The organism is Methylobacterium bullatum (genome assembly GCF_014845095.1).
Lineage (GTDB): Bacteria > Pseudomonadota > Alphaproteobacteria > Rhizobiales > Beijerinckiaceae > Methylobacterium > Methylobacterium bullatum.
Window position 1 is genome coordinate 25,239 of sequence record NZ_NKUG01000051.1, and the last position, 14,472, is coordinate 39,710.

Genomic DNA, 14,472 nt, shown 5'->3' on the forward strand with positions numbered 1-14,472 from the left:
TAGACAGTCCCTCGTCGCGAAGGAGAGGGCCGGTCCGCCCTCAATTGTCGAGGAAGCTCCGCAGCTTGCGCGAACGGCTCGGGTGCTTGAGCTTGCGCAGCGCCTTCGCCTCGATCTGGCGGATACGCTCGCGCGTCACCGAGAACTGCTGACCGACCTCTTCGAGGGTGTGGTCGGTGTTCATGCCGATACCGAAGCGCATGCGCAGCACGCGCTCCTCGCGCGGCGTCAGCGAGGCCAGCACGCGAGTGGTGGTCTCGCGCAGGTTCGACTGGATCGCCGCATCGATCGGCAGAACGACGTTCTTGTCCTCAATGAAATCGCCGAGATGCGAATCCTCCTCGTCGCCGATGGGCGTTTCGAGGGAGATCGGCTCCTTGGCGATCTTCAGGACCTTTCGGACCTTCTCCAAGGGCATGGCCAATTTCTCGGCCAGCTCCTCGGGAGTCGGCTCGCGGCCGATCTCGTGCAGCATCTGGCGCGAGGTGCGGACGATCTTGTTGATCGTCTCGATCATGTGCACAGGAATGCGGATGGTGCGCGCCTGGTCGGCGATGGAGCGGGTGATCGCCTGCCGGATCCACCAGGTCGCGTAGGTCGAGAACTTGTAGCCGCGGCGATACTCGAACTTATCGACGGCCTTCATCAGGCCGATATTGCCCTCTTGGATCAGGTCCAGGAACTGCAGGCCGCGGTTGGTGTATTTCTTGGCGATGGAGATCACGAGGCGGAGATTGGCCTCGATCATCTCCTTCTTGGCCTGACGGGCTTCGCGCTCGCCCTTCTGGACCATGTTGACGATCTTGCGGTACTCGCCGATCTCGAGACCGGTCTCGGAGGCGAGCGTCAGGATCTGCTCGCGCAGGTCGGCGACCTGCTTGGCGCCCTTCTCGACGAGGTTCTTCCAGCCCTTGCCGCCGAGCTTGCCGACACGCTCCATCCAGTTCGGATCGAGCTCCCAGCCCTGGTAGTGGCGCAGGAACTCGTCGCGGGCGACGCCGTGGCTCTCGGCATAGCGCATGAGGCGGCCCTCATGGCTGATGAGGCGCTTGTTGATGTCGTAGAGTTGCTCGACCAGCGCCTCGATGCGGTTCGAGTTCAGGGACAGTGATTTCACGTCGGCGACGACGGTGTCCTTGAAATCGGACTGCTTCTGGCTCTGGGCGGAGGTCTGCGTGCCACCGCCGGCCTTCAGGTCGGCATGCTCGTTCTGGAGCTTGCGCAGTTTCTTGTAGTTGTTGGCGATGTTGTCGAACGTCTCGAGAACGCGCGGCTTGATCTCGGCTTCCATGGCCGCGAGCGAGACGTTGTTCTCCATGTCGTCTTCGTCGTCGCCGCCCTCGGCGGGGATCGGTGCCTCCGCCTCGGCCTCGTCGCCGTCCTCACCCTCGGTGAGCTGCGGCGCGTTCTTGGCGTCCGGGCCGGCATAGGTGGCTTCGAGATCGATGATGTCGCGCAGGAGCACGCGGCCGTCGACGAGCTCGTCGCGCCAGATGATGATGGCCTGGAACGTCAGCGGGCTCTCGCACAGGCCCGCGATCATGGCTTCGCGGCCGGCCTCGATGCGCTTGGCGATGGCGATTTCGCCCTCGCGGGAGAGAAGCTCCACCGAGCCCATCTCGCGCAGGTACATCCGCACCGGATCGTCGGTCCGGTCGGTGGGCTCCTTGGCCGTCGTCTCGCGCACGGCGAGGGGTTTGGTCGGCGCGATCTCGGCGACTTCCGTCCCCTCGGCGGCGTCGTCGTCGTCGGAGGCCTCGCCGTTGGCCGGCTTCTCGCCACCGGCATCCTCGGTCTCTTCCGCCTCGACGACGTTGATGCCCATCTCGGAGAGTTGCGACAGCACGTCCTCGAGCTGGTCCGGATCGGACTGGCCCTCGGGCAGCACCTCGTTGATCTCCTCGTAGGTGATGTAGCCGCGCTTTTTGGCGAGCTTCACCATCCGCTTGACCGAGGCATCGGTCAGATCGAGGAGCGGTCCGTCCGTCTGTTGCTCAGGAGCAGCATCCGTTTCGTCCCGTTCCGTTGCCTTCGTCGCCATGGTCCGCCTATTGTTGCCCTGGTCGCGTTGAGCGGGAGCGTTCGGCTCACTCCGCGTCGTCCACGCCGCCATTCTCTTTGATGTGCGGCGCGCACGAAGCGACCGCGTCGATATCTCATGTCCCGGTCTACAAGCGCTACGCTTGACCGACTGTTAACCATGTGCCGCAAGCGGCACCCTAAATTCCGGTTCGTCGCAGTTACGCGGCCGCCGTATCGTCCGATTCTGGCACTTCGGCGTCCGCCTCCGCCCCTGCGACCACGGCCATACGTTCCTTGACGTCACATAGCCAAGCGAAGTTGGCCTCGGATCCCTCCTCGGCCAGTGCTCTCTCGGCAGCGCGAAGTTCGCTATTTAGCGCGCCAGACTTCCGGTGCAAGATCACGGCCTGACGCAATGCGTCTTCCAGACGCATCCGGTCCGCGTGCGAATCGAGTGTCCAGCGGTCTCCCGGACGAACATGGGTCGCAAGCCGCGTGGCCGCGCCGTCCAGCCCCGCCCTCCGCAATCGGCTCTCCAGAACCTCCACATCGGGCTGATCGGCGTCCGCCGCCTGGTCCAGCAGGAGGGACCGCAGCGCCTGTGCGTCGGGATCGTCGAGTTCCAGAGCCGCAAGATCCTCGGCTTCTATCCCCAACAATTCCGGGTGGGCGAGCAGACTGGAGACGATCATCGCCTCGCGATCCCTGAACATAGCCGTCCCGCCGGAGTTCGTCGACCCGGCGAAGAGCGGATTGAACTTCGTGGTGATTCGCGGCGAGGGAGGCGGGTCTCCCGGCCTCGGCTTGCGCTGGAACGTCGAGCCTCCTCCGCTCCGGGGCTCGTAGCCGGTCCGGCGCTGGCCACCGCCACCGCCACCGCCTCCGGGAGAAAGGGCGCGCAGGCGTCCCTCGATCTCGTCCTTGTAGAACCGCCGCACCGTCTCGTCGCGGATCGAGGCGACCATCTCGCGCAGGCTCTTGGCGAGGCCGGCCTTGCGTTCGGGCGTATCCGTCGGCGTCGATTCGGTGGCGCGCGACCACAACACCTCCACGAGGGGGCGGGCTCCGTCGAGCACCCGGTCGATGGCCGAGGCGCCGGCCGAGCGGAGCAGGTCGTCGGGGTCCTGCCCCTGGGGCAGGAGGGCGAAACGAAGCGACTTGCCCGGCGTCAGGCCCGGCAGCGCCACGTCGAGGGCCTTGAACGCCGCGCGCTGGCCGGCGCCGTCGCCGTCGAAACACAGGATCGGCTCGTCGGCATGGCGCCAGAGCAGCGCCAGCTGTTCCTCCGTCAAGGCCGTGCCGAGGCCGGCGACGGCGTTCGGGTGTCCGGCCATGGTCATGGCGATGACGTCGACATAGCCTTCCACGGCGATGATCGTCCCACGATCATGGGCCGCCTTGCGGGCGCCATGCAGGTTGTAGAGCACCTGCCCCTTGTGGAAGAGCGGGGTCTCCGGCGAATTCATGTACTTCGCCTTGGCGTCGGCCTGCATCGCGCGCCCGCCGAAGGCGATGACCCGGCCCCGGCTGTCGGTGATGGGAAACATCACCCGGTCGCGAAACTTGTCGAAGGGGACGGCGATGTCGTCGCCGCTGACGAGCAGGCCGAGTTCGGCCATCAGCTCCTTGTCCACGTCCTTGGCGGCCAAGTGGTCGCGCAGTCCGTAGCGCTCCGACGTGGCGTAGCCGAGCCGGAAACGCGAGCGGATCTCGGGGCCGAGTTCGCGCCGGTCGAGATAGGCGCGGGCGCTGGTGCCGAGGCGACCCTTGAGCTGGTCCTCGTAATAGGCGGCCGCCAGTTCCATGACCTCGAAAGCGCCGGTACGCTTGGTTTCCATCTCCCGCGCATCGGCGCTGGGCGCGGGCAGGGTCACCCCCGCCTCCCCGGCCAGGCGCTCCACCGCCTCGGGAAAGCTGAGGCCCTCGGTCTCCATCAGGAAGGTGAAGACGTCACCGTGCTTGCCGGACGAAAAGCAGTGATAGAACTGCTTCTGGTCGTTGACGTAGAAGGACGGGGTCTTCTCCGAATTGAACGGCGACAGGCCGCGCCACTCGCGGCCAGCCTTCTTCAGCCGCACGCGCCGCCCGACCACGTCGGAAGCGGGAAGCCGCGCCCTGATCTCTTCGAGGATGTGGGGTGGGTAGCGCACGGGTGAACCAGACCTTTGCAGGCCGGCAGTCTAGCCTACAGCGTTTAAGGAGTCCCGAACGCTTCGACGCATCCATCGCGCATGCCTCGGACCGGACGGAGACGAGTGGGCCTCGTCACCGTCCGTTCGATGGATGCTGGCCTTCAGGCCTTGGCGTTGAGCACGTCCTTGACCAAACCGCTCGCCTTGCCGAAATCCATCCGGCCGGCGAACTTGCCCTTCAGGGCGGCGATGACCTTGCCCATGTCCTTCGGGCCGGCCGCGCCGGTCTCGGCCACGGCGGCCTCGATAGCGGCGCGGGTCTCGGCCTCGTCCATCTGCTGGGGCAGGTAGCCCGCGATGATCGCGGCCTCGGCCCGCTCGGTCTCGGCGAGCTCGGGGCGACCGCCCTGGTCGTAGACGCCGGCCGATTCGTTGCGCTGCTTGATCATCTTCTGCAGCAGGGCGAGGATTTCCTCCTCGGAGGCCGGCTCCTTGCCGAGGCCACGGGCCTCGATGTCCTTGTCCTTCAAGGCGGCCTGGATCATCCGCACGGTGGCGAGTTTGGCCTTGTCGCCGGCCTTCATGGCCTCCTTCATCTCGGTGGTGAGGCGCGCGCGCAGCATGGTCGTCTCCTGAAAATCGTCTTTGCGGAATGTCATAGCTGGGCTCGGCGCCCGGATGGTCTGCGAATTGCTGTGATCGGCCGACCGAGGTGGTTGAGCCGGTCGGGAACAGGGGCCACATTGACCCCATCACGGCCCGCTCGTTATGAGCGCCGCACAATGCGCCACCCGCACGCGCCGTCGCACCGGCGTCGATGGGTCGGCCGGACATAAGCGAGATCGCGACGATGCTGCAAGACGAAGGCGCCCCGGCGCAATCCTCCTCCACGCCCGCACCCTGGGCCGAGCCCGTCGCGACAGCCCTCCTCGTGCTGGCCGACGGCACCGTCCTCGAAGGATTCGGCATCGGCCAGACCGGGGCCGCCGATGGCGAGGTCTGCTTCAATACGGCGATGACCGGCTACCAGGAGATCCTCACCGACCCCTCCTATGCCGGCCAGATCGTCACCTTCACGTTTCCGCATATCGGCAATACCGGCACCAACGACGAAGACCTGGAGAGCCTCGACGCGGCCCCCGCCTCCGGCGTGCGCGGCGCGGTCATCGCCTCGGCCGTCACCAACCCGTCGAGCTGGCGCTCGTCGAGCCATCTCGACGCCTGGCTGAAGGCACGCGGCATCGTCGGCATCACCGGGATCGACACGCGGGCGCTTACCGCCCTCATCCGCGACCACGGCATGCCCAACGCCGTCATCGCCAACGATCCGGAGGGCCGGTTCGACCGCGAGGCACTGAAGGCACGCGCCGCCGCCCTCGCCCCGATGGAGGGTCTCGACCTCGTCCCGCCGGTCACGAGCCGCGAGACGTCCGACTGGTCGCAGACGACTTGGGCTGTGAAGGGCGGCTACGGCAGCCGCCAGATCGGCGAGGGCCTCAAGGTCGTCGCCATCGATTACGGGGTGAAGCGCAACATCCTGCGCCTGCTCGCCGAGGCCGGCTGCGATGTCACCGTCGTGCCCGCCACCACCTCCGCCGCCGCGATCATGGCGATGAAGCCCGACGGCGTCTTCCTGTCGAACGGTCCCGGCGATCCGGCCGCCACCGGCGAATACGCGGTCCCGGTGATCCGCGAGCTTCTGAACGAGAAGGTGCCGACCTTCGGCATCTGCCTCGGACACCAGCTCATGGGCCTGGCGCTCGGCGGACGCACCGTGAAGATGGCTCAGGGTCATCACGGGGCCAACCACCCGGTGAAGGACAAGACCACGGGGAAGGTCGAGATCGTCTCGATGAACCACGGTTTCGCCGTCGATCCGGCCAGCCTGCCCGAAACGGCGGTGGAGACGCATATCTCGCTGTTCGACGGCTCGAATTGCGGTCTCACCCTCACCGACCGCCCGGCCTTCTCGGTTCAGCACCACCCGGAAGCCTCGCCGGGTCCGCGCGACAGCCACTACCTGTTCGAGCGGTTCGTGGCGCTGATGCGCAGCGGCAAGGCGGAGACGGCCCCCACCACCGCCGCGTAGGGCCGTATCGCTCACCGCGCCGGGCACAATTTTGCGCCTTCCAACGAGCCCTGGCGGATCGCCGCCGGGGCATTCGCGAAATGGTTCCCGCGCCCGTCACAAAAAACCCGGCTTTGACCGGCACTCCCCGAAGCCAACGACGATCGGCACGGTGACGACGCCGCGACGATCGTCCTGCTGCCATGAGCACGGGGTTTTCCACATGACGTTCGACGACGCGCGCGATGATTTCTCACGCCTGCATCGGGTCTTCACGTTCCATCTCGGCGTGGGTGTCGCCCTCGCCTGGATGACCGCCCTGTATTCGGCCTGCTACGCCCCCTGGGTCCGCAACATCCGCGCGCTCATCGACCCGACCGGCGGCGCCCAGACCGTCGAAAGCACCTGGTCCTTCCTGTTCGTCTTGCCCGTCGTCCTCACCATCGCCTGGCTCAGCCTGTTCTTCGGCCGCGAGATCCTGCGCCGCTCGCAGACCCTGCCCAACGTCGCCCTCGAATTCGCCGCCGCCGCCGCCGTGGCCTTCGGCGTGTTCTATCTCTCCATCGATCGCGCGGTGGCCGCCCTCTATATCGGCCTCTGACGGCACAACGCGGGAGGTCGGAGGCGGCTTGGCGCCGCCTCCTCTCTCACGTCACTGAACCTGGGCGAGCAGGGGCTCGAACCGCTTGGCGGCGAGCTTGTTGTGCGTCACCGCCTTCGCCGCCTCCAGGTTCTCCGGCTTGTCGCCGACCACCACCACGGCGATCATGCCCATGAGGTAATGCGGCGAGCACTTGATGCCGTAGACCCCGGGCTTGTCGAACTTGACGACCTCCTCCTTGCCCAGGACGGTCTTGAAGGTCTCCGCTCCCTCGGGCGCCATACCCTTGATCAGCTCGGCATTGTGCCCCTTGTCCTGGGGGACGAACTTGATGCTGTCGCCCGGCGCCAACTTCACGAAGGCAGGGTCGAAGACCATCATACCACCCGGCCCGCTGTTGAGGGTCTTCACGGTGATCTCGGCGGCGAAAGCGGCTGGGCCGGCGGCGATGCACAGGGCCAGCGTGCCCACGAGCGTTCCTAGCTTTATCATTCTTATCCTCGATTTAGTCTTGTTCGAGATCGACAAGGCGCCGATCGTCTCAATTACACGGCTCCATCGAGGGCGCAATATTTCGTGTCTTCTTAGATTTATAGTTATTATAGTTTGATTGTCTTTGGCGGCGGACCGGCGGCCCTCCGGGGCGGGCACAATCGACGCCAAGCCTCTCGGCGCTCTTCCAAAACCCTCCCGCCGCGTGTAGACGCGAGCGCTAACGATCATTCACGCCGCTCGCGTCCATATCCGGCCCGCTCCAGATTGTGGCGCCGCGCTTGACGGACGCGCGCGTCCGCAAGCCAAGGCGCCCGATGCCGAAACGCACCGACCTCTCCACGATCCTCATCATCGGTGCCGGTCCGATCGTGATCGGGCAGGCCTGCGAGTTCGACTATTCCGGGACGCAGGCCTGCAAGGCGCTGCGCGAGGAGGGTTACCGGATCGTCCTGGTCAATTCGAACCCGGCGACCATCATGACCGACCCTGACATGGCGGATGCGACCTATGTCGAGCCGATCACGCCGGAGATCGTCGCCAAGATCATCGAGAAGGAGCGCCACGTCCTTCCCGGCGGCTTCGCCCTGCTGCCGACCATGGGCGGCCAGACGGCCTTGAACTGCGCCCTTTCGCTCAAGAAGCTGGGCATACTCGAAAAATTCGACGTCCAGATGATCGGCGCCACGGCCGAGGCCATCGACAAGGCCGAGGATCGGCAATTGTTTCGCGACGCGATGACGAAGATCGGCCTGGAAACGCCGAAATCGGCCGTCGCCAACGCGTCCGCCGCCAAAAAGGTAGATCGCGAAAAGTACCTCGCCGAGATCGCCCGGATCGAGACCTCCACCGACGAGGCCGCTCGCCCGGCCGCCCTCGCCGCGTTCGAGAAGAAGTGGCACGCGGGCGAGTCCGACCGGCGCAAGCGCTACGGCGAGCATGCCATCGGGCAGGCGCTGATCGCGCTGGCCGAAGTCGGCCTCCCGGCCATCATCCGCCCCTCCTTCACCATGGGCGGCACCGGCGGCGGCATCGCCTACAACCGGGAAGAATTCCTCGACATCGTCGAGCGCGGCATTGACGCTTCGCCGACCAACGAGGTCCTGATCGAGGAGAGCGTCCTCGGTTGGAAGGAATACGAGATGGAGGTCGTTCGCGATAGACACGACAACTGCATCATCGTCTGCTCCATCGAGAACATCGATCCGATGGGCGTCCATACCGGCGATTCCATCACCGTGGCCCCAGCCCTGACGCTCACGGACAAGGAATATCAGGTGATGCGCGACGCGTCGCTCGCGGTTCTGCGCGAGATCGGCGTGGAGACCGGCGGCTCGAACGTGCAGTTCGCCATCGACCCGGCCACCGGCCGGATGATCGTCATCGAGATGAACCCGCGCGTCTCGCGCTCGTCGGCGCTGGCCTCCAAGGCCACGGGCTTCCCCATCGCCAAGGTCGCGGCCAAGCTCGCGGTGGGATACACCCTCGACGAGATCGCCAACGACATCACCGGCGGCGCGACCCCGGCCTCGTTCGAGCCGACCATCGACTACGTCGTCACCAAGATCCCGCGCTTCGCTTTCGAGAAGTTCCCCGGCGCCGAGCCGACGCTGACCACGGCGATGAAATCGGTGGGCGAGGCCATGGCCATCGGCCGCTGCTTTGCCGAATCGCTGCAGAAGGCGCTGCGCTCCCTGGAGACCGGCCTCACCGGCCTCGACGAGATCGAGATCGAGGGGCTCGGCAAGGGCGACGACCACAACGCCATCAAGGCGGCCCTGGGCACGCCGACCCCGGACCGTCTCCTGAAGGTGGGACAGGCGCTCCGCCTCGGCGTCAGCCATGACGAGGTCCACGCCTCGTGCAAGATCGATCCGTGGTTCCTGGAGCAACTGCAGGCGATCATCGACCTGGAGAACCGGGTCAAGGCCCACGGCATCCCCACCACACCCGGCGCCCTGCGCCAGCTCAAGGCGGCGGGCTTCTCGGATGCCCGTCTGGCCGTGCTCGCGAAGACCGACGAGGACAGCGTCCGCGCCGCCCGCCGGGCGCTGGGCGTCCGCCCGGTGTACAAGCGCATCGACACCTGCGCGGCCGAGTTCAAGGCGCCCACCGCCTACATGTACTCCACCTACGTGGCGCCCTTCGCCGGCGCCGTGGTCGACGAGGCGCAGCCCACCGACGCCAAGAAGGTCATCATCCTCGGCGGCGGACCCAACCGCATCGGCCAGGGCATCGAGTTCGACTATTGCTGTTGTCACGCCTGCTTCGCGCTCACCGAGGCCGGCTATGAGACCATCATGGTCAACTGCAACCCGGAGACGGTCTCCACCGACTACGACACCTCCGACCGGCTCTATTTCGAGCCGCTGACGCAGGAGGACGTGCTCGAAATCATCGAGACCGAGCGGCAGGCCGGCACGCTGCACGGCGTCATCGTCCAGTTCGGCGGCCAGACCCCGCTGAAGCTCGCCCGCGCCCTCGAAGCGGCCGGCGTGCCGATCCTCGGCACCTCACCGGACGCCATCGACCTCGCCGAGGACCGCGACCAGTTCAAGCGGCTCCTTGACAAGCTCGGGATGAAGCAGCCGAAGAACGGCATCGCCTATTCCGTCGAGCAGAGCCGCCTCGTGGCCTCCGATCTCGGCCTGCCCTTCGTGGTGCGCCCGAGCTACGTGCTGGGCGGCCGCGCCATGGCGATCATCCGCGACGAGGTCCAGTTCGCCGACTATCTCCTCGACACCCTGCCGAGCCTGATCCCGTCGGACGTGAAATCGCGCTACCCCAACGACAAGACCGGCCAGATCAACACGGTGCTGGGCAAGAACCCGCTCCTGTTCGACCGCTATCTCTCGGATGCCACCGAAATCGACGTGGACGCCATCTGCGACGGCAAGGACGTCTACATCGCCGGCATCATGGAGCACATCGAGGAGGCCGGCATCCATTCGGGCGATTCCGCCTGCTCGCTGCCCTCGCGCTCGCTCTCGCCCGAGACCATCGCCGAACTGGAACGCCAGACCAGGGCGATGGCGCTGGCCCTGCAGGTCGGCGGCCTGATGAACGTGCAATACGCCATCAAGGACGGCGCGATCTACGTGCTGGAGGTGAACCCACGGGCATCCCGCACGGTGCCCTTCGTCGCCAAGGTCATCGGCGAGCCCATCGCCAAGATCGCGGCGCGCGTCATGGCGGGCGAGCCGCTCGCGAGTTTCGGGCTCGAGCCCAAGGTCCTCGACCACATCGCCGTCAAGGAAGCCGTGTTCCCCTTCGCCCGTTTCCCCGGCGTCGATGTCCTGCTCGGACCGGAGATGCGCTCCACCGGCGAGGTCATCGGCCTCGATTCGAGCTTCGGCGTCGCCTTCGCCAAGAGCCAGCTCGGCTCGGGCACCCTCGTGCCGAAGAGTGGCGCGGTATTCGTCTCGGTCCGTGACGCCGACAAGGCCCGCATCCTGCCGGCCATCCGGGAGTTGTCTGAGGCCGGTTTCGTCATCGTCGCCACCAGCGGGACGCAGCGCTATCTCCTGGAGAACGGCGTCCCGACGGAGCGGGTGAACAAGGTGCTGGAGGGTCGGCCGCACGTGGTCGATTCGATCAAGAACGGCGACATCCAGCTCGTGTTCAACACGACGGAAGGCGCAGGCGCCCTGGCGGACTCGCGCTCCCTGCGCCGGGCGGCCCTCTTGCATAAAGTGCCGTACTACACCACTCTAGCCGGAGCGATGGCGGCGGCCGAGGGGATCAAGGCCTATCTCGAGGGTGATCTCCAGGTGCGCGCCTTGCAGGAATACTTCGCGGCTTAACATTTGATGTGGTGTCCGTCTTGACGGACACGGCAGATGCCAAGCTTCAAGACCATCTTACTCTGGCCCGGAGGGAGCGTCCCGCTCCCGACCGGGCCTATTCATTGTGGCGCGAGACGATGACGATAGACAAGGTTCCGATGACGGTGCGCGGGTTCGCTGCGCTGGAAGCCGAGCTGAAGCATCGCCAGCAGGTGGAGCGTCAGCGCATCATCCAGGCCATCTCCGAGGCTCGGGCGCTCGGCGACCTCTCGGAGAATGCCGAGTATCATGCCGCCAAAGAGGCCCAGTCCCACAACGAGGGGCGGGTGATGGAACTCGAGAGCATGATCGCCCGGGCCGAGGTCATCGACGTCACCAAGCTGTCGGGCACCAAGATCAAGTTCGGCGCCACGGTGAAGCTCGTCGACGAGGATACCGAGGAAGAGAAGACCTACCAGCTCGTCGGCGAGCCTGAGGCGGATGTCCGTTCGGGGCTGGTCTCGATCACCTCCCCCATCGCCCGCGCCCTCATCGGCAAGGGCGTCGGGGACACGGTGGAGGTGACGACCCCCGGCGGCGGCAAGTCCTACGAGGTCGTCGCGGTACAGTACGGCGTTTGACGCCCGAGGCTCGGACCATGCGCCAGACCGTATTTCGCCGGTCCGTCACGGGCTGGCGGCGGGCATGGATCGGCCTCGTCGCCGTCCTGGCCATGACGTCCCCTGCCCTGGCCGAGGGTCTGTCGTCCCTCGGGGCCACGCGGCTCTCGGCGATCCGCGTCGATGTGGGGCCGCTCCTGGCGGAAGGTGGCGGCGCCCCGGCGGAAGCCTTGCGTGACGATCTCCTCGGCGCGCTGAACCGCGAATTCGCGGACAGGATCGGGGGCGCCGGGCCGGTTCTCGTGGTGAGGATCAAGAGCCTGTCGCTCCGGCCCTATACCGGGAGCGAAGGAGGCCGCAGCGGCTTCGGCGGCGGCTCGCAATCCGATTATCTCGACGGGGAAGCCCTGATCGTCGGTCGACGCGGCGAGGTGCTGGCCCGGCATCCGCAGCTGTCCGCGCTGCCGTCGAGCTCGGGCGGGGCGTGGTACGATCCGGATTCGGAACGTCGCCGCGTCGCCGCGATCGCACAGCATTATGCCGGCTGGCTGCGCCGGGCATTTCCGTCGAACTGACGCCGCCATGTCGATATCGGGAGCGTCCGGCGTGATGCGATCTGCTGGAGAGAAACTCGGCACCGGCCATGCCCCCGATCTCGCTCATGTGGGAGCGTGGATCGTCACCGATGGCAAAGCCGGTGACGAGAACCAGTGTATCGGCCTCGCGGAAACCCTCGGCCTCGATTTCGAGATCCACCGCGTCACGCCCCGTCCCCCCTTCGGCTGGCTCGCCCCGTGGGGACCGATCGACCCGCGCGACCGACCCGGTCATCGCGGCGGCGCCCTGGCCGGCCCGTTTCCCGAGATCGTGATCGCCTCGGGACGCCGCGCGGTCCCCTATCTCCGCGCGATCCGCAAGGCATCGAAGGGCCGGACCTTCACCGCCTTCCTGAAGGATCCCCGGACGGGGCACGACACCGCGGATTTCATCTGGGTGCCGGATTACGACGACCTTCGCGGGCCGAACGTGTTCACGACCCTGACGGCGCCGCATCAGGTGACGGCGGCGCGGCTGGCGGCGGCGCGCCGTTCCCCCGACCCGCGCCTGATGCAACTGCCGAAGCCTCGCGTCGCGGTGCTGATCGGCGGCGACAGCCGCCATCTCAGCTATCGTTCAGCCGACATGAAGCGGCTGCTCGCCAAATTGACGAAACTCGCCGATGGCGGATCGTCGCTCATGCTCACGGTGTCCCGCCGGACGCCGCCTCCCCTGCGGACGGCGCTTCAGCGCCTCGTCGCGGAGAAGGGCGGCTTCTTCTGGGACGGCTCGGGGGCGAACCCCTACGTCTCCCTGCTCGCCCTCGCCGACGCCATCGTGGTCACGTCGGATTCCGCCAACATGGTGGGAGAAGCGGTGAGCAGCGGTGCGCCGGTGCTTCTCTTCGATCTCCCGAAGACCTACATCCGGCACAGGCGGCTCTTTGCCGGACTGGCGATGGCGGGCGCCCTGAAGCCCTTCACCGGTCGTCTGGAAGAGTTGCATTACACCCCCCTCGACGCGACACCGGCCATCGCGGAAGCTCTGGCCCGTGCCTTTGTCGAGCACCGCGCCGGGCTGGCACCTGCGCCGCGGCCGTAGGAGACGTCCGAACCATGGCCCCCCACCATTCCAAGCTCATCATCATCGGCTCAGGCCCCGCCGGCTACACCGCCGCGATCTATGCCGCCCGCGCCATGGTCGAGCCGCTGCTGATCTCCGGCTTCCAGCCCGGCGGCCAGCTCATGATCACCACCGATGTCGAGAATTATCCGGGCTTCGCCGACCCGATCCAGGGTCCGTGGCTGATGGAGCAGATGCGGCTCCAGGCCGAGCATGTGGGCACCAAGATCGTGTCCGAATACATCACTAAGGTCGATCTGCAGGCGCGACCGTTCCATCTGGAGGCGGATTCCGGCGAGACCTACACCTGCGACGCCCTCATCATCGCCACCGGCGCTCAGGCGAAGTGGCTCGGCCTTCCCTCCGAGGCCAAGTTCCAGGGCTTCGGCGTCTCGGCCTGCGCCACCTGCGACGGGTTCTTCTTTCGCGGCAAGGAGGTGGTGGTCGTCGGCGGCGGCAACACCGCCGTCGAGGAGGCGCTCTATCTCGCCAACCTCGCCGCGAAGGTCACGGTGGTGCATCGCCGGGGCGAGTTCCGTGCCGAGCGCATCCTCCAGGAGCGCCTGTTCAAGCATCCCAACGTCGAAGTGGTCTGGCATCACGCGATCGAGGAGATCTGCGGCACCCAGTCACCGCCTTCGGTCACGCATCTGCGCCTGAAGGACGTGCGCTCGGGCGCGATCACGGAGCTCAAGGCGGACGGCGTCTTCGTCGCAATCGGGCATCAGCCGGCGACGGGGATCTTCGAGGGACAACTCGCCATGCGTCACGGCGGCTACATCGAGACGAAGCCGGGCACGACGGAAACGGCGATCCCCGGCGTCTATGCCGCCGGCGACGTCGCTGACGATGTCTACCGGCAGGCGATCACCGCGGCAGGAATGGGCTGCATGGCGGCTCTGGAGGCCGAAAAGTACATCGCGGCCCTCGAACTCGGCGAAACCCCACAGCAGGCTGCAGCGGAATAGGGAAATCTTTGTTCGGCGCCTTGCGTCGGGCATCAACCTAATCGCAAGATCGTTGTCCTAAAACCAGCACGAGCCGAGTTTCATCGGCTCGGCGTCCCATGTTGCCCGGCCGAACCGAATGAAACGGCGGCCGGGCACGCCGAGAC

Annotated in this window: 11 protein-coding genes; 7 read left to right on the forward strand and 4 right to left on the reverse strand. The window is 66.5% G+C overall.

Annotated elements, in window-relative coordinates; all coding sequences use genetic code 11:
• Nucleotides 1-40 precede the first annotated feature (40 nt).
• The 3 genes from rpoD to MBTS_RS07680 all read right to left on the reverse strand — a co-directional run bounded on the left by rpoD (nucleotide 41) and on the right by MBTS_RS07680 (nucleotide 4,777).
• Entirely contained in the window at nucleotides 41-2,041 is a 2,001-nt protein-coding gene (gene rpoD, locus MBTS_RS07670; protein ID WP_056148125.1) for an RNA polymerase sigma factor RpoD, read from the reverse strand.
• A 199-nt stretch (nucleotides 2,042-2,240) separates the two neighbouring features.
• Entirely contained in the window at nucleotides 2,241-4,172 is a 1,932-nt protein-coding gene (gene dnaG, locus MBTS_RS07675; protein WP_147829453.1) for a DNA primase, read from the reverse strand.
• A 143-nt stretch (nucleotides 4,173-4,315) separates the two neighbouring features.
• Nucleotides 4,316-4,777: a GatB/YqeY domain-containing protein gene (locus tag MBTS_RS07680; protein ID WP_027174501.1), complete on the reverse strand. Its 462-nt coding sequence runs from the start codon at nucleotides 4,775-4,777 to the stop codon at nucleotides 4,316-4,318.
• Between the two features lie 227 nt (nucleotides 4,778-5,004).
• Here MBTS_RS07680 and carA point away from each other — a divergent pair, with 227 nt between their 5' ends.
• Together carA and MBTS_RS07690 are read left to right on the forward strand one after the other, a co-directional pair.
• Nucleotides 5,005-6,243: a glutamine-hydrolyzing carbamoyl-phosphate synthase small subunit gene (gene carA / locus MBTS_RS07685; RefSeq protein WP_056148118.1), complete on the forward strand. Its 1,239-nt coding sequence runs from the start codon at nucleotides 5,005-5,007 to the stop codon at nucleotides 6,241-6,243.
• Nucleotides 6,244-6,445: 202 nt separating this feature from the next.
• Nucleotides 6,446-6,823, forward strand: coding sequence for a hypothetical protein (locus MBTS_RS07690; RefSeq protein ID WP_056161915.1), 378 nt, complete (start codon nucleotides 6,446-6,448; stop codon nucleotides 6,821-6,823).
• A 51-nt stretch (nucleotides 6,824-6,874) separates the two neighbouring features.
• Here MBTS_RS07690 and MBTS_RS07695 read toward each other — a convergent pair whose 3' ends face one another.
• On the reverse strand, nucleotides 6,875-7,315 hold the full coding sequence (locus tag MBTS_RS07695) for a pseudoazurin (RefSeq protein WP_026176119.1): 441 nt from the start codon (nucleotides 7,313-7,315) through the stop codon (nucleotides 6,875-6,877).
• Between the two features lie 317 nt (nucleotides 7,316-7,632).
• Between MBTS_RS07695 and carB the strand changes: the two genes are divergently transcribed.
• The 5 genes from carB to trxB all read left to right on the forward strand — a co-directional run bounded on the left by carB (nucleotide 7,633) and on the right by trxB (nucleotide 14,326).
• The gene (gene carB, locus MBTS_RS07700) at nucleotides 7,633-11,118 is read left to right on the forward strand and encodes a carbamoyl-phosphate synthase large subunit (protein ID WP_147829445.1); all 3,486 of its coding nucleotides are present in this window, start codon (nucleotides 7,633-7,635) and stop codon (nucleotides 11,116-11,118) included.
• A 125-nt stretch (nucleotides 11,119-11,243) separates the two neighbouring features.
• Nucleotides 11,244-11,720: a transcription elongation factor GreA gene (gene greA / locus MBTS_RS07705; RefSeq protein ID WP_187273304.1), complete on the forward strand. Its 477-nt coding sequence runs from the start codon at nucleotides 11,244-11,246 to the stop codon at nucleotides 11,718-11,720.
• 17 nt (nucleotides 11,721-11,737) lie between these two features.
• Nucleotides 11,738-12,274, forward strand: a complete 537-nt coding sequence (locus MBTS_RS07710) for a hypothetical protein (protein WP_147829443.1) — start codon at nucleotides 11,738-11,740, stop codon at nucleotides 12,272-12,274.
• A 34-nt stretch (nucleotides 12,275-12,308) separates the two neighbouring features.
• Nucleotides 12,309-13,337 carry a mitochondrial fission ELM1 family protein gene (locus tag MBTS_RS07715; protein ID WP_018044855.1) on the forward strand — a complete coding sequence of 343 codons (1,029 nt, stop codon included), beginning with the start codon at nucleotides 12,309-12,311 and terminating at the stop codon, nucleotides 13,335-13,337.
• 14 nt (nucleotides 13,338-13,351) lie between these two features.
• Entirely contained in the window at nucleotides 13,352-14,326 is a 975-nt protein-coding gene (gene trxB / locus MBTS_RS07720) for a thioredoxin-disulfide reductase (protein WP_147829439.1), read from the forward strand.
• Nucleotides 14,327-14,472 lie beyond the last annotated feature (146 nt).